Annotated in this window: 15 protein-coding genes; 5 read left to right on the top strand and 10 right to left on the bottom strand. The window is 67.2% G+C overall.

Annotated features, from left to right (window positions below; all coding sequences use genetic code 11):
* The first annotated feature begins 5 nt into the window (after positions 1-5).
* From AC1DS6_RS09190 to AC1DS6_RS09170, 5 genes are all read left to right on the top strand, one after another.
* Positions 6-1,382 (top strand): L-serine ammonia-lyase, encoded by a 1,377-nt coding sequence (locus AC1DS6_RS09190; protein ID WP_441632262.1) that lies wholly within the window; start codon positions 6-8, stop codon positions 1,380-1,382.
* An 85-nt stretch (positions 1,383-1,467) separates the two neighbouring features.
* A complete protein-coding gene (locus AC1DS6_RS09185; protein ID WP_441632260.1) occupies positions 1,468-1,791 on the top strand; it encodes an EthD family reductase in 324 nt (107 codons plus the stop codon).
* An 82-nt stretch (positions 1,792-1,873) separates the two neighbouring features.
* On the top strand, positions 1,874-2,191 hold the full coding sequence (locus AC1DS6_RS09180) for a hypothetical protein (RefSeq protein WP_441632258.1): 318 nt from the start codon (positions 1,874-1,876) through the stop codon (positions 2,189-2,191).
* Positions 2,192-2,270: 79 nt separating this feature from the next.
* Entirely contained in the window at positions 2,271-3,008 is a 738-nt protein-coding gene (locus AC1DS6_RS09175; protein WP_441632256.1) for an MBL fold metallo-hydrolase, read from the top strand.
* Between the two features lie 60 nt (positions 3,009-3,068).
* Complete coding sequence (locus AC1DS6_RS09170) at positions 3,069-3,548, top strand: OsmC family protein (RefSeq protein ID WP_441632254.1); 480 nt, start codon at positions 3,069-3,071, stop codon at positions 3,546-3,548.
* A gap of 116 nt (positions 3,549-3,664) precedes the next feature.
* Here AC1DS6_RS09170 and AC1DS6_RS09165 read toward each other — a convergent pair whose 3' ends face one another.
* The 10 genes from AC1DS6_RS09165 to AC1DS6_RS09120 all read right to left on the bottom strand — a co-directional run bounded on the left by AC1DS6_RS09165 (position 3,665) and on the right by AC1DS6_RS09120 (position 19,616).
* Positions 3,665-3,886, bottom strand: coding sequence for a hypothetical protein (locus AC1DS6_RS09165; RefSeq protein ID WP_441632252.1), 222 nt, complete (start codon positions 3,884-3,886; stop codon positions 3,665-3,667).
* A 100-nt stretch (positions 3,887-3,986) separates the two neighbouring features.
* Positions 3,987-5,102, bottom strand: coding sequence for a YbdK family carboxylate-amine ligase (locus tag AC1DS6_RS09160; protein ID WP_441632251.1), 1,116 nt, complete (start codon positions 5,100-5,102; stop codon positions 3,987-3,989).
* Positions 5,102-6,316, bottom strand: a complete 1,215-nt coding sequence (locus tag AC1DS6_RS09155) for a cation:proton antiporter (protein ID WP_441632249.1) — start codon at positions 6,314-6,316, stop codon at positions 5,102-5,104. The genes AC1DS6_RS09160 and AC1DS6_RS09155 overlap by 1 nt, the downstream gene beginning before the upstream one ends.
* 160 nt (positions 6,317-6,476) lie before the next feature.
* Positions 6,477-8,390: a tetratricopeptide repeat protein gene (locus tag AC1DS6_RS09150; protein ID WP_441632248.1), complete on the bottom strand. Its 1,914-nt coding sequence runs from the start codon at positions 8,388-8,390 to the stop codon at positions 6,477-6,479.
* A 202-nt stretch (positions 8,391-8,592) separates the two neighbouring features.
* The gene (locus tag AC1DS6_RS09145) at positions 8,593-9,744 is read right to left on the bottom strand and encodes a branched-chain amino acid ABC transporter substrate-binding protein (protein WP_045242258.1); all 1,152 of its coding nucleotides are present in this window, start codon (positions 9,742-9,744) and stop codon (positions 8,593-8,595) included.
* Between the two features lie 144 nt (positions 9,745-9,888).
* The gene (gene putA / locus AC1DS6_RS09140) at positions 9,889-13,890 is read right to left on the bottom strand and encodes a trifunctional transcriptional regulator/proline dehydrogenase/L-glutamate gamma-semialdehyde dehydrogenase (protein WP_441632244.1); all 4,002 of its coding nucleotides are present in this window, start codon (positions 13,888-13,890) and stop codon (positions 9,889-9,891) included.
* Positions 13,891-14,073: 183 nt separating this feature from the next.
* Entirely contained in the window at positions 14,074-16,392 is a 2,319-nt protein-coding gene (locus tag AC1DS6_RS09135) for a primosomal protein N' (protein ID WP_441632243.1), read from the bottom strand.
* A gap of 574 nt (positions 16,393-16,966) precedes the next feature.
* Positions 16,967-18,064 carry a uroporphyrinogen decarboxylase gene (gene hemE, locus AC1DS6_RS09130; RefSeq protein WP_477102462.1) on the bottom strand — a complete coding sequence of 366 codons (1,098 nt, stop codon included), beginning with the start codon at positions 18,062-18,064 and terminating at the stop codon, positions 16,967-16,969.
* Between the two features lie 116 nt (positions 18,065-18,180).
* Positions 18,181-19,137 carry an alpha/beta hydrolase gene (locus tag AC1DS6_RS09125; protein WP_441632239.1) on the bottom strand — a complete coding sequence of 319 codons (957 nt, stop codon included), beginning with the start codon at positions 19,135-19,137 and terminating at the stop codon, positions 18,181-18,183.
* Positions 19,138-19,193: 56 nt separating this feature from the next.
* The gene (locus AC1DS6_RS09120) at positions 19,194-19,616 is read right to left on the bottom strand and encodes a CoA-binding protein (RefSeq protein ID WP_035873322.1); all 423 of its coding nucleotides are present in this window, start codon (positions 19,614-19,616) and stop codon (positions 19,194-19,196) included.

The following is a 19,616-nucleotide window of genomic DNA, read 5'->3' as shown; positions in this document are numbered from 1 at the left end:
TTGCCGTGGCTGTCAGCGTTTTCGACCTGTTCAAGGTGGGCATCGGCCCCTCCAGTTCCCACACCGTGGGCCCGATGCGCGCGGCCCTGATGTTTGCCCAGGGCCTGGCGCGCGACGGCCTGCTGCCGCAAGTGGCCAGCGTACGCATCGAGCTGTACGGCTCGCTCGGCGCTACCGGGCGCGGCCACGGCACCGACAAGGGTGTGATCCTCGGCCTGCAGGGCGAGGCGCCGGACACCATCGATCCCGACACCATCGAGCTGCGCCTGGCCGCGCTGCGCGCCAGCCGCACGCTATCGCTGCTGGGCACGCACCCCGTGCCCTTTGTCGAGAAGGAACACATCGTCTTCTACCGCCGCGAGGCCATGGCCGAGCATCCCAACGGCATGAAATTCCATGCCTTCAATGCCGGCGGCGAGCCCATCCGCGAGGGGCGCTACCTGTCGGTGGGCGGCGGCTTCGTCATCACCGCCGGCGCGGCCAACACGCAGATCCTGGAAGCTGACCAGCAACTGCCGTACCCCTTCCGCAGCGGGCGCGCCATGCTGGAAATGGCGGCCGCCAGCAAGAAGAGCATCGCGCGGATGATGATGGAGAACGAGTGCGTGTGGCGCAGCGAGGCCGAGGTCAACGCCGGCCTGCTGCAGATCTGGGCCGTGATGCAGGCCTGTGTGGCACGCGGCTGCCGTACCGACGGCGAGCTGCCGGGACCGTTCAAGGTCAAGCGCCGCGCCCCCGAACTGTTCCGCAACCTCACCGAGCACGCCGAGCGCGCGCTGGCCGATCCGCTCTCGGTCATGGACTGGGTCAACCTGTACGCGATCGCCGTCAATGAGGAAAATGCAGCCGGCGGCCGGGTGGTCACCGCGCCAACCAACGGCGCGGCCGGCATCATCCCGGCCGTGCTGCATTACTATGACCGCTTCGTGCCTGGCGCCAACCCGCAGGGCGTGATCGACTTCCTGCTTACCGCCGGCGCCATCGGCATGCTCTACAAGCTCAATGCCTCGATCTCGGGTGCCGAGGTGGGCTGCCAGGGCGAAGTCGGCGTGGCCTGCTCGATGGCCGCCGGCGCGCTCGCCGCGGTGATGGGTGGCACGCCCGAGCAGGTCGAGAACGCAGCCGAGATCGGCATGGAACACAACCTTGGCCTGACCTGCGACCCGGTTGGCGGGCTGGTGCAGATTCCCTGCATCGAACGCAATGCCATGGCGTCGGTGAAAGCCGTCAACGCCGCGCGCATGGCGTTGCGCGGCGACGGCATGCATTACGTGTCGCTGGATTCGGTCATCAAGACCATGCGCGAGACCGGCGCCGACATGAAGACCAAGTACAAGGAAACGGCGCGCGGCGGGCTGGCGGTGAATATCGTGGAGTGCTGAGCCCGCTTCCCGTTCCTTCTTCCACTGCCACGCTTTCTGCTACGCTTGCCGGGCATCCACCCACTTCACCCACTTGGAGTCCGGCATGGTCAGAATCAGTTTTCTCTACCCGCACAGCAAGGGCGGCAAGTTCGACATGGACTACTACCTGCAGCGGCACATGCCGCGCGCCATCGAACTGTTCAGCGCGCAACCCGGCTACCGGGGCGTGGCGGTGGAGCGCGGGCTGGGCGGCGGTGCGCCGGGCTCGGATCCGGCCTACACGGTGATGTGCCATTTCCTGTTCGAATCGGTGCAGGACTTCGTTGCCGCCGCAAAGGCCGCCGGCACCGAGCTGCAGCTCGACATCCCCAACTACACCGATGCGGTGCCGGTGGTGCAGATCAGCGAAGTGGTGTCCGTCGCTTGACGCGATTGCCGCCCCAGCCGCAGCAGCCCACCCAACTTATCCACAACCGTTTCGTCCACCCCAGGCCCGGCCTGCCCGGCAGATGGCTGGCCCGGCTGGTGTCCTCGCCGCGCTTGCTGGCGGCTTCGCTGGCTGCTTCGACTCCTGGGAATCCGTGGTCGCCTTCCTGTGCCTGCAGGACAGTGCGATCTCGCACGTAGAGGATGCCGGCCGCATCGCCCACGCCGGTATCGACCTGCCGATCGATCTCGCCGCCGTGCAGCCGCTGGAAGCGGTCATTGGCGAGTGCGATCTGCCGATGCTGCGCGAGCTCGGCGTGCCGCCCGGCGAGTGCGCGCAGCCGTTCTGCTTCCTGGTGCCGGCGGTGCCCTTCCGCGTGCTGTGGGAGCGGCTGCTGTGAGGCCATGAAGCCACGCGCGGATAGCCATGAATCCGTGCGGTAGCGCTATCATGTCCGTTCCCACTCAGGCGGTGCAGCCATGCAGACCTTCCATCAGCTGTTCGACGAAACCTCCTCCACCTTCACCTACCTGCTGATCGACGCCGCCACACGGGAGGCGCTACTGATCGATCCGGTGGATCACCAGCTAGACCGCGACCTGGCGCTGCTGCAGGCCAGCGGCGCCACGCTGGCGTGGGTGGTCGAGACCCATGCCCACGCCGACCACATCACCTCCGCGGGCCATGTTGCGCTGCAAACCGGCGCGCACACCGCCGCGCCCTCGGGCTGCGATATCCAGCCCGCGCAGAAGCAGCTGATCGACGGCGACACGCTGCGGTTCGGCACGCAGACGCTGCGCGCCATCCACACGCCCGGGCACACCGCCGGCAGCATGAGTTACCTGTGGGAAGAGCCCACCCCCGCCGGCGTGGTGCGCCGCATCTTCACCGGCGACGCGCTGCTGATCGACGGCTGCGGCCGCACCGATTTCCAGTCCGGCGATGCCGGCACGCTATACGACAGCCTCACGCAGAAACTCTTCGCGCTGCCCGACGACACCGTGGTCTATCCCGCCCACGACTACAAGGGCCGCACCGAATCCACCATCGGCCAGGAGCGCGCGCACAACAGCCGCGTGGCCGGCCGCACGCGTACCCAGTTCATCGAGATGATGGCGCAGCTGAACCTGCCGAAGCCCAAGCTGATCGACGTGGCCGTGCCCGCGAACCAGCGGCTTGGCTTGCGCGATGGGGAGCAGGTCCCGCACGGGGCATAGGCGGGCGCCGCCGAAAGCGCATTGGCCACGGCAAGATAATGCAGACAGGAGAGACAGGACATGGCCCAGTACACCGCAGAAATCCTATGGCTACGTGGAGAACAGGATTTCCTCGGCAACCGCTACAGCCGGAAACACACGCTGCGATTCGATGGCGGCATCGAGGTGCCGGGTTCGTCGTCGCCGCATGTCGTGCCGCTGCCCATGTCGGAGGCCGCGGCGATCGATCCTGAAGAGGCCTTCGTCTCCGCACTGTCCAGTTGCCACATGCTGTGGTTCCTGTCCATCGCCGCCAAGCACAAGTTCTGCGTGGACCGCTACTTTGATGCGGCAGTCGGGACCATGGCGAAGAACGCGGAAGGCAGGATGGCCATCACGGTGGTCACGCTAAGACCCGAAGTCACCTTCTCCGGGGAGCGGCGACCGAGCCGCGATGAAATCGCCCACCTGCATCACACGGCGCACGATGCGTGCTTCATTGCGAACTCGGTCAAGTCGGAGGTGCGCTGCGAGCCGGTGTACGTGGGCGCGCAGGCCTGATATCGCGGCGCCAGCGCAGGAACGGCGCGCGACAGGGGCAATGGGATGCGACTGCCACGCCAGGTGGCAGCGGTTGAGGATCGGCGTCGGCTTCCGGCCTCGCGGTGCGGACCGGGCTAGTCCCAGATGCAGCGGACCGCCGCCGCGGCGATCACCGGCACGGAAAGGACCAGCGGAATCGCGAAGTAAGGCACCTCGAAATTCACGACATGTTCATAGATGAGCCAGCCGATGCCGATGGCTAGCGTGACCAGTCCGACAATCGCAGCGAGAGCGTTCACGGCCCGGTCCGAAGGACGTCCGCGCGTCCGTTCTGCTTTGGTGGAAAGCGCTTTCATCGTAGCTCCGAAGGTTGTCGTCACGGGCATCTGATGCGTTAATTCTAGTCCTGCTCCGCCGGTTTGCGCGGGTTGCCTGCACGTGGTAACCGTAGCGCGCTCAGGTCGCCCAGCTATCGCAAGTCTGCCGCACCGTTTCGCGCAGACTCCGCGTGCTGGCGTCGATCTGGCGCACGCGCTCGGCATCGCCGTTGCGGCTTTGCGCCAGCGCGCGGATATTGGCCAGCGCATCGAGCGATCCCAGCGCTTCGGCATGGGGGACCAGCGCATCGCAGATCGAGATGATGTGATCCGCGATCGGCATGCGCGTGAGCTCGTTGGGATGCACATACTCGCCTTCCAGCCCGAAGCGGCAAGCCTGGAAGCGGTTGAAAGTGTAGACGAGGTAGTCGTCTTCCTGCGGCATGAAGGGGCGCGAGAGGAGCAGGTAGCGCGCAAGCGCCTGGATGTAGGCGGCGATATCGCAAGCACGGCCCACCGTGAGCGGCGTGTCCATCACGCGGACCTCGATGGTGCCGAACTCGGGCTTGGGACGGATATCCCAGTAGAAGTCCTTCATGCTCTCGATCACGCCGGTCTTGCGCATCTTCTCGAAGTAGGCGGTGAACGCATCCCAGGTGAGCAGGTGCGGCGCGCGCCCGCTCATGGGGAAGGCCGCGACCGAGTTCAGCCGCGCCGAGGCGAACCCGGTGTCCACGCCCTGCACATAAGGCGACGAGGCGGCCAGCGCGATGAAGTGCGGCACGTAGCGGCCGATGGCATGGAGCAGGAACAGCGAGTCGTCGGCGCTCGGGCAGCCGATATGCACGTGCTGGCCGAACACCGTGAACTGCTTGGCCAGGTAGCCATAGAGTTCGGAGATGTACTGGTAGCGCGGCGAATCGGAGATGGTGCGGTCGGCCCACTGCTGGAAGGGATGGGTGCCGCCGCCGCAGATGCCTAGGTTGAGCGAACGCGAGGCATCCACCATCAGGTCGCGCATGGTGCCGAGTTCGTCCAGCGCCTGTGCATAACTCGTGCAGATGCCGGTGCTGATCTCGATCATCGAGGGGCTGATCTCAGGCTTGATGTCGCCGGCATGCTGCGCGCCTTTCAGCGCACGCAGCAGGTCCGGCGCGAACGGCGCCAGGTCATAGTCGTGACGATTGACGAGTTGCAGCTCCAGTTCCACGCCGAAAGTCAGCGCTTCGGAGTGCTTGAACGGTTCGAGTGACATCAGCGCCCTCCTCCATTGCTTCTGACCTCGCCCGCAAAGCGAAGTGCCCAGGCCGCCATCGTGGGCCCCATCAATTGTTCGATCGCCAGCGTGCACAGGATAATGGCCGCCAGCGGCTCGCCGGTGTTCGGATACAGCAGCGCGACATCGCTCATCAACAGGTACGCCAGACCCGACATGGGCGCCAGCGCGAGACCGAGCGCCACGCACTGCTTCAGGCTCAGGCCCGAGAAGGAGCCCAGCGAGACCACGCCCACCAGCTTGGCGAAGTGGCGCAGCAGTACCAGCACACAGGCGGCGCCGCCGCCGATGGCCCAGTCGTGCGCGGTCAGCGGCAGGCCGAGCGACACCACCATCACGATGATCAACAGGCTGCCCGCGCTGCCGAAATGCGCCGGCCACACGCGCGGCTGGCTGTCCTGGTGCTTGAAGACGACGCCGGCCAGCATCAGCGTGAGCGGCATGGAAAGCTTGAGTACGCGCGTGAGCGCCAGCGTGAGCAGCACCAGTCCCACCAGCACCAGGAAGCTGTAGTGATCGTCCGAGGCCATGCGTGCGTAGATGCCGTGCCCGAGCTTGCCGACGATCCAGGCCAGCAGGCAGGATCCCACCAGCAGGTAGAGCGGATGCAGCAGCGCGGCGCCGAGATTGCCGTATTCGGAATGCAGCCAGCCCGTGGCCAACTGGACGATGGTGGCGGCGTAGATGCTGTTCAGGGCCGCCATGGCGAGCAGCCGTTCAGTCACCTGCCCTTCCGCGCGCAGTTCATTCTTGAGTTGCAGCACGATGGTCGGCGAAGTGCTGACGGCGATACCGCCGGCCAGGATGGCCACGGCCGGGCTCACGCCGATCCATTGCAGCACGGTGGCCACCAGGCCCCAGGTCAGCAGGCTTTCAAAGGCACTGGTGAAGAGCAGCCAGCGGTTAGCCCGCAGCCAGGTGAGCGAGAGCCGGTGCCCCAGTTCGAACAGCGCCAGCGCCAGCGCCATATCGATCAGGACGCGGCTCTGCGCGATCATGTCTTCGTCCACGATGCCGCGGCCAAGCATGCCGGCCAGCAGGCCCGCGGCGGCATAGCCGACGATCCGGGGCAGCCGCAGGTACGTGCGGCATATCTCTCCCGCCAGGCCGGCGCCCACCAGCGCCAGCCCGACCCAGAAAAGCCCGCCCGGTACCAGGGGCAGGCTTGGAAACAATTGGCTTAGTCCATTCATGGGCTACATGGTAACGGAGGCGCACGAAAATCCCTGTCGGATTTTGTCCGACAGAGAATGGAATTTGCAGGCAACGTGATGCGTTCAGGCGTAAAAAAACGCCATCTTACCGGGATGGCGTTTTTTTTTGCATCAGGGTCGGAGCGCTTCCGTACAGACGCTACACGCCCCAGAACTTCCATGCCGGCCGGGTCGCGCGCAAGCTGGCTTCCACGCGAGCGTACAGTGTGCGCGATTTGCCCTGCGCGGCGCCACCCGCGCGGGCCTTCTCGAAATAGCCCAGCGCGGTCTCGCGTTGCTCCAGCCCGAGCGCGGCCTCGACGGCACCGAGATAAGCATCGCCTTCCCAGCCGTCGCGCGCGGCAAAGGCCGCCTGGAAATCCGTCAGCGCCTCGGCGTACTGCTTCTCGCCGGTGCGGATCAGGGCACGCTGCAAACGCGGGAAAGCCTGGTCACGGGGGTCGTCGGCAGTCAGCCCGATGGCTTGCTCGAACAGCGGCAGTGCACGGTCGGGGGCGCCAAGGTCACGCCAGATCATGCCGAACTCGTTGCACAGCCACGCGTCCTCGATCAGCAGCGCGCGGCGTTGCAAAGCCTCGATCTCGGCCAGCGCATCGGTACGGTCATGCTGGTCCATGCCGCCCGTGGCATTGCGCAGCAGCCCGGCGAAGTGGGCGCGGGCGTGCGCCAGCGCGTGCGCGGCCTGGCTGCGCTCTTCCACTGGCAGGGCATCGGCGCGGGCATCCATATGCGCCAGCGCATCGCGGGCTGCCGAAGTCACTTCCGCACCGCCGATCGCCTTCCAGGTGCTCATCAGCCGGCTGAAGATCCAGCCCACATTGGCGGGATCGCGCTCCAGCGGGTAGCGATTGAGGACATCGCCCGCCACTTCCACGGCTTTCTGGTGCTGGCCGGCGGCCTCCAGGCATTCGAGCAGGTCGATCCAGTGCTCGATGAATTCGCTGACCGCGATGCCCTTCTCGTGCAGGGCGATGCGCTCGGCGAGGTTGGCGGCACCTTCCAGCCGGGTGGCCAGGTTGTGGCACAGCATCGAATAGATATGCGGGTCGGCGTCGTCGTAGCCGCCCTCGCCGCTGGCAAAGTACGACTCGAAGCGCGCCACGCCCAGGCGATACGCCTTGATCAGGTGCGGCGTCAGCGCGGCCTCGGCGGCCGGCACGGCATCCATGAACTCGGCCAGCGCCACGCCGGCGTTGTAGTAGCCGGTCGCGTCGGTGGCGTTCTCCACGAAAGCGAAGCGCAGCCACGGCTCGGCTTCACCGGACTGGTGGCGCCATTCCAGTTCGCGCACCTGCGCCTTCGGGTCCGGCGCCTGGCGCTGGTAGGTGGCGAAGTCGTCCCAGGCGCCGTCCAGCTCGCCGGCCCGGTAGCGCAGCGGGGCACGGATGCGGCGGGCTTGCGGATGGTCCGGCTGGCTGGCCAGCACGATCCCCGCCTGTTCGGCGGCCAGGGCGTCGCCCGCGGCTTCGTCGAGTTCGAGCAGTTCGGGGTTGTCCAGGCCGATCCGTGCCAGGCACAGGCGCAGCATCGGCTCGGCCTGCTCGCCGGCGGCGTTCACGTGGGCCACTGCCTGGCCCAGAATGTCAGCGGCGCCCAGGTCGGGGGCGCGGTACAGCAAGTCGTACCAATAAGCGCCAGCCCGGGCGAAATCCCCCAACCGGTAGTGCACCAGGCCCGCATGCAGGCGCGCGCTCCACTCCCCCGAGGACAAGCCGTTGCGCAGCGCCGCTTCTTCCAGCCAGGGCAGCGCCTCCTGAGGGCGGTCCATCCCCAGCAGCAGCATGCCGTAGCGATGCGCGATCACGCCGCGCGAGGACCAGCGGTGCGCCGGATGCAGCGGCAGACCGGGCAGCTTCGCCAGCGCGGCGTCGAGCACGGCGAAAGCCTGCTGCGCGTCGCCGCGGTCATAGTGCAGGCGTGCCCGCAGGCAATCGAAATCCACCACTTGCGGCTGCGCCTGCGAGAGCTGGTCGAGGATGACCAGCGCTTCATCGTAGCGCTCGGCGTTGGCTAACTCGATGGCGTGGTCGTAGCTGACTTCCTGCACGGACACGGACTGCTCCTTCTGGGTGGATGTGCGAGTGCGGGATTATGCGCCATCGCGGCCCCCTCCCGCACGTGAGAAAAAGGGGGGAGATTCCCGTCGCAAGCACGATACTGGTCAGCGGCGTCGCCCCGATGTACGCAGAAACGGCAACGCCACCCAAAGGTGGCGTTGCCGTTTCGCCACTGGGCGCGAGCCCAGGCCGGGTGGCTTACTTGCCGCCAACCGTCTCCAGCACGGTCCACTTGCCGCCAACCACCTTGTAGACGGTGATACCGCCGTCCTTCAGGTCGCCACGCGCGTCGTAGGCCAGTGTCTTGGTGGTCACGCCTTGCATGTTGGTGGCCGCCAGCACCGGCAGGTAGCGCGCCGGATCGGCCGAACCGGCCTTGATCATGGCGGTCATCATGGCCGTGGCGCCGTCATAGGCGTACGGCGAGTAGGTCTGCACCTTGCCGCCGAAGCGCTTCTCGTACTTCTTCTCGTAGGTGGCGCCACCGGGCATCTGCTCCAGCGGCAGGCCGGCCAGCGATACTACCGTGCCCTCGGCGGCAGGGCCGGCCAGCTTCAGGAAGTTGTCGGTCTTCGACATTTCGCCCGATACCACCGGCGACTTCATGCCGAGCTCCTTGACCTGCTTGGCCATCGGCGCGGATTGCGTTTCCGCGCCGCCGAAGAAGATCACGTCCGGGTTGCTGCGCTTGATATTGGTCAGCACGGCCTTGAAGTCCACCGCCTTGTCGTTGGTGAACTCGCGGCGCACGATCTTGCCGCCTGCAGCCTTGGCCGCCTTCTCGAACTCGTCGGCAAGGCCCTGGCCGTAGGCGGTGCGGTCGTCGACGATGGCGATGTTCTTGGCGCCCAGCTTCTTCACCACGAAAGCACCGATCACCGAACCCTGCTGGGTGTCGGAGGTCATCATGCGGAAGGTGGTCTTGAAGCCCTGGCGGGTGTACTCGGGCGCGGTGGCCATGGCGATCTGGGGAATGCCGGCGCGGTTGTAGACCATCGAAGCCGGGATGCTGGTGCCCGAGTTGAAGTGGCCCAGCATGCCCTGGACACCGTTGTCCACCAGCTTTTGCGCCACGACCGAGCCGGTCTTGGGGTCGGCCGCGTCGTCTTCGGAGAGCAGTACGAACTTGACGTCCTTGCCGCCGATCTTGGGCTTGGTGGCGTTCATTTCCTCAATGGCGAGGACGATGCCGTTTTGCATGTCCTTGCCGTATTGCGCCTGGCCGCCGGTCATCGGCGCGGCAAAACCCAGCTTGATTTCCTGCGCCTGGGCGAAGGCGGCCGAGGTGGCGCACAGGCCTGCAACGGTCAGGGCAACGGTCAGGGCCGTCTTGTGGAAAGTCGAGTTCATCAGTTCTCCTTGGTGGCTTTTGGATAGCCTTGCTGCGCTTTTGGACGCGTCCGGGTGTGGCGCGAAACGCTCCCCGATTTTTCAAATACGCGAGGTCTGCGGGATCGCCGCTGCCTCGCGTCGCTTCGATCGACGGCCGGCCGGTCAGCCGATCGTCATCAAACTGGCATTGCCGCCCGCCGCCGCCGTGTTGACGGACAGCGAACGCTCGATCAACAAACGCTCGATGGCCACATTCGGTTCACCGTGAGCCAGGCCTTGCACCGAAATGATCGGACCCTGACGCGTGGCCAGTTTCTCGCACACGGTGCGCAACTGGTCGGAATCGCCGTGGTGCAACACCGCATCGAAATTCGTGTCGCCGGCAGCCCAGTCGGGCACCAGGCGGACGCGCGATTGTACTGCCTTGGGCAGCCGTGCAAACAGCGCCCGCGCCATGGGGCTTTCGGGCCATACTGCCTGGCTGCCGGCGGCCAGCACCGCTGCCAGCTGGGTGGCCAGGTCGGCCTCCTGCTGGGCCAGGCACAGCACGGCCGCGCGCGGCAGCAGCGTATAGGTGTTGCGTTCGCCGGTCGGGCCGGGCAACGTGACCGACAGGCCGGCTGCCGAGGCGGCCGCAAAGCGTTCGCACACCGTCGCCAGTTCGGGGAGTGCCGCGCTCTCGTGCTGGGCCCATTCCTTGAGCGTAGCCAGTGCATCGGCCAGCGCGCGGCGCACCGGGCTGGTTGCATCGGCGCCGCCGAGCGTATCGGAGGCGCGCACCACGCGGGCCACGGCGTCCTGCGGGCAGACCGATAGCAGGCGGTGCAGGTAGAGCGGGCCGCCGGCCTTGGGACCGGTGCCGGACAGGCCTTCGCCGCCAAAGGGCTGCACGCCGACCACCGCGCCGACGATATTGCGGTTGACGTAGAGATTGCCCACCTCCGCCCGCTCCACGATGTGTTCAATGGTCTCGTCGATACGGGTATGGATGCCCATGGTCAGGCCGTAGCCGGTGCCGTTGATCTGATCAAGCAAGGTGTCGAGCCCGGTGCGCGGATAGCGCACCACGTGCAGCACGGGGCCGAAGACTTCGCGCTGCAACTCCTCGATGCTGTCGAGTTCGATCAGCGTCGGCGACACAAAGGTGCCGTTGCGGCAGGCGGCGCTGGCCGCGCCGTTCGGATCGGCCTGGTGGACGCGGCGGCCCTTGGCGCGCATGGCGTCGATATGGCGCACGATATTGTTGCGCGCTTCCTCGTCGATGACCGGTCCGACGTCGGTCGACAGCCGGTCCGGGTTGCCCATGGTGAGTTCGTCCATGGCGCCCTTGAGCATCTCCAGCACGCGGTCGGCCACTTCTTCCTGCAGGCACAGCACGCGCAGCGCGGAGCAGCGCTGGCCGGCGGAGTCAAAAGCGGAATTCACCACATCGCCCACCACCTGTTCCGCCAGCGCGGAAGAATCGACGATCATCGCGTTCTGGCCACCGGTCTCGGCGATCAGCGGCACCGGGCGGCCGGCGGCGTCCAGCCGGCCGGCCACGCTGCGTTGCAGCAGGCGCGCCACTTCGGTGGAGCCGGTGAACATCACGCCCTTGACGCGGGCGTCGCCCACCAGCGCGGCGCCCACGGTCTCGCCACGGCCCGGCAGCAACTGCACCGCGCCGGCCGGCACGCCGGCTTCGCGCAGCAGGCGCACGGCCTGGGCAGCGATCAGCGGGGTCTGCTCGGCGGGCTTGGCCAGCACCGTATTGCCGGCGGCCAGCGCGGCAGCGACCTGGCCGGTAAAGATGGCGAGCGGGAAATTCCACGGGCTGATACAGACCACCGGCCCCAGCGGGCGGTGGGTATCGCTGGAGAAGGTCTCGCGTACCTGCGCGGCGTAGTAGCGCAGGAAGTCCACGGCCTCGCGCACTTCGGCGATGGCGTTGGAGAAGGTCTTGCCGGCCTCGCGCATGATGATGCCCATCAGGGACTGCATCTGCGCTTCCATCAGTTCCGCCGCGCGTTCGAGCGCGACCGCACGGACGTCCGCCGGGGTCGCCTGCCAGATCGGCGCGGCATTGACGGCGGCCTGCAGCGCGGCTTCCACCTCGGCCATGCTGGCTTCGGTGACATGGCCGACCACGTCACGCAGGTCGGACGGATTGCGCACAGGAGCGGGCTGGCCGGCGTCCGCGCCGGCAGCGGCTTCCACGCCCAGCAGCGGCACGGCACTGACGGCCTCGCTGGTACCGGCCAGCAGCGCCGAGGACAGCGAGGCAAGGCGATGTTCGTTGGAAAGGTCGATACCGGCGGAGTTGGGCCGCGATTCGCCATAAAGGCTGCGCGGCTGCGGGATACGCGGATGCGGCAGACCAAGCGCGCCTTCGTCGGCGTGCATGCGCTCGACCACGGTGACCGGATCGGCCACCAGTTCGTCCAGCGAGATGGTGTCGTCGGCGATGCGGTTCACGAAGGACGTGTTGGCGCCGTTTTCCAGCAGGCGGCGCACCAGGTAGGCAAGCAGCGTCTCGTGCGTGCCTACCGGCGCGTAGATGCGGCATGGACGGTTGAACTTGCCGTCGGCCAGCGGGCCGACCACCTGGTCGTACAGCGGCTCGCCCATGCCGTGCAGGCACTGGAACTCGTACTGGCCGGGATAGTAATTGTGGCCGGCGATCTGGTAGATGGCCGCCAGCGTGTGGGCGTTATGGGTGGCGAACTGCGGGTAGATGGCGTCCGGCACCGACAGCAGCTTGCGCGCGCAGGCCACGTAGGACACGTCGGTATAGACCTTGCGGGTATAGACCGGATAACCCTCCAGCCCGTCCACCTGGGCGCGCTTGATCTCGCTGTCCCAGTACGCGCCCTTGACCAGACGGATCATCAGGCGGTGGCGGCTGCGGCGTGCCAGGTCGATCAGGTAGTCGATCACGAAGGGGCAGCGCTTCTGGTAGCCCTGCACCACGAAGCCGATGCCGTTCCAGCCAGCCAGCTCGGGCTCGAAGCACAGACGCTCCAGCAGGTCGAGCGAGATTTCCAGGCGGTCGGCTTCCTCGGCGTCGATATTGATGCCGATGTCGTACTGCCGGGCCAGCAGGGTCAGGGACTTGAGGCGGCCATACAGTTCGCTGACCACGCGCTCGTGCTGCGCGCGGCTGTAGCGTGGATGCAAGGCCGAAAGCTTGATCGAGATGCCGGGGCCTTCATAGATGCCGCGCCCGCGCGAGGCCTGGCCGATGGCGTTGATGGCCTGCTCGTAGGAGGCCAGGTAGCGCTGCGCGTCGGCCTCGGTCATGGCCGCCTCGCCCAGCATGTCGTAGGAGTAGCGGAAGCCCTCGGCCTCGTACTTGCGTGCGTTGGCGAGCGCCTCGGAAATGGTCTCACCGGTGACGAACTGCTCGCCCATCAGGCGCATCGCCATGTCCACGCCCTTGCGGATCAGCGGCTCGCCGCCCTTTCCGATGATGCGGGTGAGCGCCTTGGACAGACCGGCCTCGGTATGGGTGGCCACCAGCTTGCCGGTGAACAGCAGGCCCCAGGTCGCGGCGTTGACGAATACGGACGGGCTCTGGCCCAGGTGCGACTGCCAGTTGGCGCCGCTGATCTTGTCGCGGATCAGCGCGTCGCGGGTGGCCTTGTCGGGAATACGCAGCAGCGCTTCGGCCAGGCACATCAGCGCCACGCCTTCCTGGGAAGACAGCGAGAACTCCTGGATCAGACCCTGTACCAGCCCTTCCCGGCCCGTGCCGACCTTGCGTTCGCGCAGCCGCGTGGCCAGGGTCCGGGCCATGGCCAGGGCGGCTTCGGCCTGTTGGTGCGGCAGGCGGGCCTGTTCCAGCAGCACCGGCACGCACTCGGGTTCCGGGCGGCGGTAAGCAGCGGTGATGGCGGCACGCAGCACCGACTGCGGCTGCACGCTCTGGGCAAACTCCAGGAAGGGTTGCACCGCGCCTTCGCCGGTCCCCGCGTCGAAGCCGTCGGCGCCATCCGCCGCACCCTCGCCCCCCATGCCCGCGGCACTGGTCTCATGCGGGACGTTGCCTCGCTCGACCTGCTCCAGATACGTAAATATTGCCTGCTTGATCAGCCAGTGCGGCGTGCGGTCGATTGACTGGGCAACGCGCTTGAGGCGCTCGCGGGAGGCGTCGTCGAGTTTGACGCCAAGGGTGGTGGTGGCCATGCGCTTGATTCTCCGTAAGACGCGAACGCTGGTTCCCGATACCGCGAGGAAACCTGCAGATGGCGCGATCATACTCTGGGGCAAACCAAAGGTGCAACTAGGTACAACCACCCATGCCAATCCAAAAATGTGGGTTGCACCGTACCTGGCGCTGCGCTGGCCTCAGCGCGTTCCGGAACGGATTCAAATTCGCAGCGGATCGATCTCCAGTTGCCAGCGCACGCCCTTGGCATCGGCCATTGCATCACCAAAAGTTTGCACCCACTCGCTGATAAACCGCTGCAGCGCAAGGCGTGATGTGCTCTCTACCAGCATCTGCGCACGCTCCCGGTTGAATACGCGCACCATCGACATCGGCACCGGGTCATGGAGTTGCACCTCCGGCGCCATGGGGCATGCATCTGCGCGGTTGCGCGCGCTTTGCAGGAAAGCCAGCGCGCGTTCCAGCTGGGCATGCTCGGCCGTGACCAGCACCTGGTAAGCAAACGGGGGCAACCCGGCCTGCCGGCGCTCGCGCAACTGCGTGGCCGCGAATCCATCATAGTCATGGCGTACCAATGCCTGCAATGCCGATGCGTCGGGATAGCGTGTCTGGATCAGTACTTCGCCAGCCAGCCCTGCCCGTCCGGCGCGGCCGGCCACCTGCATCAGCGAGGCGAACAAGTGCTCGGCGGCGCGGAAATCATGGCTGAACATGGCGGCGTCGGGATGGACGATGCCGACCAGCGTCACACGCTGGAAATCGTGTCCCTTGGCCACCATCTGGGTGCCGACCAGGATGTCGACCTCGCCCGCGTGCACTTCGTCGAACATGGCCTGGGCGCTGCCCTTGCGGCGCGTGGAATCGGCGTCGATGCGGGCAATGCGCGCTTGCGGGAAACGCGCGGCCAGGGCCTCCTCGATGCGCTGGGTGCCCCGCCCAAGCGGCGCGACGTCCACGTTGCCGCAGTCCGGGCAGTGATGCGGCACCGGTGATTCCAGCCCGCAGTGATGGCAGCGCAGGCGGCGCTCCGGCCGGTGCAGCACCAGGTAGGCCGAGCAGCGCGGGCAGCCGGAAAGCCAGCCACAGCTGTCGCAGGCCAGCACCGGCGCATAGCCGCGCCGGTTGAGAAAAAGCAGGCTCTGCTCGCCACGCTTCAGGCGAGCCTCGATGGCGTTGAGCAAAGGCACCGACAGGCCTTCGTAGAGCGCGCGCTGGCGCTGGCGCTCCTGGTTGATATCGATCAGGCGCACTGTCGGCAGCGTGGCGTCGGTCTGGGCGCGCTCGCGCAGCACCAGCTTGCGGTAGGTGCCCTGCTCGGCGCGCCACCAGGACTCCATCGACGGTGTGGCCGAGCCCAGTACCACCGCGGCGCCAAGCTGCTTGGCGCGCCATACCGCGAGGTCGCGGGCCGAGTAGCGCAGGCCTTCCTGCTGCTTGTAGGAGGTATCGTGCTCCTCGTCGACCACGATCAGCGCCAGGTGCGGCAACGAAGCCATGACCGCCAGGCGCGTGCCCAGCACGATGCGGGCCTCGCCGCGGTGCGCGGCCAGCCATTGCAGGGTGCGCTCCTGGTCGGCCAGGCCGCTGTGCAGCACCGCCAGCGGCAGATGCGGGAAACGCGCGGCAATGCGGCCCTGCAACTGCGGGGTGAGGTTGATTTCGGGCACCAGCATCAGTACCTGCGCCTGCGCATCCCGCGCCAGCACTTCGGCCATGGCGTGCAGGTACACCTCGGTCTTGCCGCTGCCGGTCACGCCGTGGAGCAGGAAAGGTGAGAATCCCGTGGCCTGCACGATCGCTTCCACAGCCACGCGCTGCTCGTCGTGCAGCGGCGGCGCGGCGGACGGCTCGCTTGCCGCAGGCGTGCCCAGCAAAGGCCGGTCGGCACGCTCGGAGGTCACCCAGCCGGCCCCGGCCCACTCCGCCAGGCGCGACGGGGCGGCGCTGCACAGCGCACGCGCCTCGGCAGCGGATACCGCCGGCCCGTCCTCCGCGGCGGCTACCAGCGCCTGTGCCAGCGCCAGCACGGTACGCGCACGCGCCGGCACCGCCGCCAGCAGGGCCGCGCCTTGCCCCGGGACTACGCGGTAATGCTCGCTGCGGGCACGCAGGGCCAGCCGCGCCCAGCCGTCGGCTTCGCGCAGCGCCGGAGGCAGCGCAGGCAACATGACTTCGCCCAGGCAGCGGTGATAGTAGCGGGCGGCAAACGCCGCCAGGGCGACCCAGTGCGCGCCGAGCGGCGGCAGCCAGTCCAGGTGCTGGGCGACGGGACGCAGGCGCTCGGCAGGTACGTCCGAGTGCGCCGAACGCGATACCGCCACGCCCACCAGCATGCGGCGGCCAAACGGCACGGCCACCAGATCGCCTGGCTGTACTTCGGGACCGGCAAGGTAGTCGAAAACGTCGTCGGCCGGTGTATCGAGCGCCACCTGCACCACGGCGAGCGGGGCACCATCCCTGCCCGCAACGCTTGCCGGTGCCGCTGCCGACCCGGCTTCCCCGGGGATCGCCGGGGACATCACACTGCGCCTCCCGACCCGGACACGGAGCGCAGCAGCAGGTACGTTCCACAATGGGGCAAAGAGGCCCGAAGCGTGTGCAGACCGGCGCCAGGCCGCATTTCGGCCAAATTAAGTGTGCGGCGCAACATCAACTTAAAGTAACGCTTCAAATGTGCCCCTAAGTCGATGATAGATGGCTGGTTTTCCCGGCCTCGGGCACCGCCTGTGGATAACTTTGTTGAAAACTCGCCCGGAGTTCCCGCAAACGCCCGTAAAACAAGGCTCCCATGGGCATTCCAACCCGACCTTGCCTGGATGCAATCCCTTGTAAATCAAGGACTTGCAGACCTCCCTCAGATGAGTTAAGGACTAACCCGCTCTTGCACTGCGGAAAACCCATTGATGTGCATAAGTCAAGCCTTGACAAGCGCGAACCAGCACCGAAAGGACGAAATATTGCAAAATAGTTTACTTGACAGCGCTTCTTGCAAGCCTCACCCGGCACGCGGGCATCCCTGCGCGGCGCGCGAGGCCTGCTCGCTGCGCCGCACAGATGGCAGCCCTGGGCGGGCGGTAAGACGTGCACCCCCTGTCACGTCGCGGCGACGCGCAGTTGCCGGCTGTAGCGATGTACCTCGTCCACCAGCACCGTCACATTCTCGGGCGGCGTGAACTGGGAAATCCCGTGACCCAGGTTGAAAACGTGACCGTCGCTGCCGCCGCCGGCGGCATAGCTGTCGAGCACGCCGCGCACCTGCTCGCGAATCGCGGCCTCCGGCGCAAACAGCACATTGGGGTCGATGTTGCCCTGCAGGGCCACCTTGCCACCAGTCCGGCGGCGCGCCTGGGTCAGGTTGACCGTCCAGTCCAGTCCCAGCGCGTCGGCGCCGATGCCGGTGAGTTCTTCCAGCCACAGGCCGCCGCCCTTGGTGAACACGATGGCCGGCACCTGCTGGCCGTCGTGCTCGCGCTTCAGCCCAGCCAGCACCTGGCGCATATAGGCCAGCGAGAAGGCCTGGTACATGCCATCGGCCAGCGTACCGCCCCAGGTATCGAACAGCATCACCGCCTGCGCGCCAGCCTCGATCTGCGCATTCAGGTAGGCCGCGACTGCCGCGGCGTTGATCTCCAGGATGCGGTGCATCAGGTCCGGGCGGCTGTACATCATGGCCTTGACCGTGCGGAAATCCGAGGAGCCGGCGCCTTCCACCATGTAGCAAGCCAGTGTCCAGGGGCTACCCGAGAAACCGATCAGCGGCACGCGCTGGCGGCCGTCCTGCACCAGGGCGCGGCGGATCTCGCTGACCGCGTCGAACACATAGGAGAGCGAGGCCATGTCCGGCACCGCCAGCTTCTTGACATCGCCCTCGGTACGCAGGGGATGCGCGAAGCGCGGTCCTTCGCCTTGCGCGAACGACAGGCCCAGGCCCATGGCGTCGGGCACGGTAAGGATGTCGGAGAAGAGGATGGCCGCATCGAGCGGATAGCGCTCGAGCGGCTGCAGGGTGACTTCGGTCGCGTAGGCCGGGTTCTTGGCCAGGCCGAGGAAGCTGCCGGCGCGAGCGCGCGTGGCGTTGTATTCAGGCAGGTAGCGCCCCGCCTGACGCATCAGCCACAGCGGGGTGTACTCGGTGGGTTGCCGGCGCAGCGCGCGCAGGAAGGTATCGTTCTGCAATGCGGTCATGGTCATCCTCGTAAGACCGCCATTTTACGGGATGGCCAGTCGCTGCCGGCAGTCTTGTGGCTGGCTCGGGACGATAGGCGAGGCGCGGCGGCCCCSGCGGCCATTCCGCCGGGGCCGCCCGCTCAGATATCCGCCGCCAGTTCCTTGAAGGCCTGCGCGGCGCGGCGCATCCATTCGCGCGCGCGCGGGACATCGGGCTGCAGGCGGGCAAAGCCGTGCGTCATGCCGCTCGCTTCCAGCGTGATCACCGGTGCGCCGTAGCGCACCAGGTAATCGGCATAAGCCAGGCCGTCGTCACGCAGCACATCGTGAGCGGCGACCATCACTACGCTGGCCGGCGGCAGGTGCTTCGGCGCGGCGCCCATCAGGTGGATGCGCGTGTCTTCGATGGCAGCGCCTTCGGCGAGGCGCCCGGCACCGATGAATTCGGTCCAGAACCAGGCCATTTCGTCGCGTGTGAGGCCAGGACCATCCGCGAAGGCGCGATAGCTTTCGGTCGCCAGCACCGGGGCCGTCACGGGGTAGACCAGCAACTGGGCGTTGACCAGGCCCGGACGCGCATGCGCATTGGCCCAGCGCGCCGCCTGCGCCGCCAGGTGGCCGCCCGCGCTGTCGCCGGCCACGGCCAGGAAGCCCGCGTCCAGGCGCAAGCGCACGCGCTGCTCGGCGAACCACAGGACGGCTTCCAGCGCGTCGTCGCAAGGCGCCGGAAATGGAAATTCCGGCGCCAGCCGGTAATCCACGCTCGCCACCGCGCAGCCCGTGTCGGCAGCCAGCAGCGCTGCCACGCTGTGGTGCGTGTCATGCGAGCCGACCACCCAGCCGCCACCATGGAAGTAGACGATCAGGCGCGGCTCGGCCACGGCCTCGGGCCGGAACAGGCGCGCGGCCAGGGTGCGGCCCGGCAGCGGGATCTCCAGATCGGCGGCAACGACGCCTTCCGGATCCGGCATGATCGAGGTGGCTGCGATCTCGGCGAAGCGTGCGCGGCGGCCGGCCGCATCGGCCGGTGTGGGTTGGCCGGCGTAGCGCTCGGCGAGACGGCGATAGTAGTCGAGGAGCTGGGGATCGATGGCCATGGCTGCTTGCGAGTGGAATTTGTCTGGTCTGTGCTCGACCGGCTAGTGTAGCGGGATCAGGACGCGAGGCGCATCAGCTCGATCTTGCTGCAGCGGTCCTGCACCGCCAGCAGGCCGGCGGCGCTGGCCCGGCCGAAGGCGACGTCATTGACGATGCCGAGCTGAAACCAGACCCCGCGGGCGCCGATCGCGATGGCGTCCTCGACCACCGGAGGCACGTCGGCGGCGCGACGGAAGATATCGACCCATTCGATACGCTGCCCCGACTCAGCCAGCACCGCGGCGGCATCGGCCAGGCTGGCGTGGCAGGTTTCCCCCAGGATGCGCTCGCCGGCATGGCGCGGGTTGACCGGCACGATACGGTAGCCGTGGCGCTGCAGGAAGGTAGCCACTTCGTGACTGGCGCGGTCGGGGTGGTCGGAGAGGCCAACCACAGCCACGGTCTTCATCGCCAGCATGCTGTGTATGGCCTGATGCAT

This window comes from Cupriavidus sp. 05L310, assembly GCF_056398185.1.
The sequence above is the reverse complement of the archived record's forward strand: the minus strand, read 5'-3'. Positions and strand labels throughout refer to the sequence as shown.

Bases quoted from the DNA above. Each gene is read 5' to 3' on its own strand.
- AC1DS6_RS09185 (WP_441632260.1), top strand. From the start codon at position 1,468: ATGGTCAGAATCAGTTTTCTCTACCCGCACAGCAAGGGCGGCAAGTTC.
- AC1DS6_RS09180 (WP_441632258.1), top strand. From the start codon at position 1,874: ATGGCTGGCCCGGCTGGTGTCCTCGCCGCGCTTGCTGGCGGCTTCGCT.
- AC1DS6_RS09175 (WP_441632256.1), top strand. From the start codon at position 2,271: ATGCAGACCTTCCATCAGCTGTTCGACGAAACCTCCTCCACCTTCACC.
- AC1DS6_RS09170 (WP_441632254.1), top strand. From the start codon at position 3,069: ATGGCCCAGTACACCGCAGAAATCCTATGGCTACGTGGAGAACAGGAT.
- AC1DS6_RS09165 (WP_441632252.1), bottom strand. From the start codon at position 3,886: ATGAAAGCGCTTTCCACCAAAGCAGAACGGACGCGCGGACGTCCTTCG.
- AC1DS6_RS09160 (WP_441632251.1), bottom strand. From the start codon at position 5,102: ATGTCACTCGAACCGTTCAAGCACTCCGAAGCGCTGACTTTCGGCGTG.
- AC1DS6_RS09155 (WP_441632249.1), bottom strand. From the start codon at position 6,316: ATGAATGGACTAAGCCAATTGTTTCCAAGCCTGCCCCTGGTACCGGGC.
- AC1DS6_RS09145 (WP_045242258.1), bottom strand. From the start codon at position 9,744: ATGAACTCGACTTTCCACAAGACGGCCCTGACCGTTGCCCTGACCGTT.
- putA (WP_441632244.1), bottom strand. From the start codon at position 13,890: ATGGCCACCACCACCCTTGGCGTCAAACTCGACGACGCCTCCCGCGAG.
- AC1DS6_RS09135 (WP_441632243.1), bottom strand. From the start codon at position 16,392: ATGTCCCCGGCGATCCCCGGGGAAGCCGGGTCGGCAGCGGCACCGGCA.
- hemE (WP_477102462.1), bottom strand. From the start codon at position 18,064: ATGACCATGACCGCATTGCAGAACGATACCTTCCTGCGCGCGCTGCGC.
- AC1DS6_RS09125 (WP_441632239.1), bottom strand. From the start codon at position 19,137: ATGGCCATCGATCCCCAGCTCCTCGACTACTATCGCCGTCTCGCCGAG.
- AC1DS6_RS09120 (WP_035873322.1), bottom strand. From the start codon at position 19,616: ATGCATCAGGCCATACACAGCATGCTGGCGATGAAGACCGTGGCTGTG.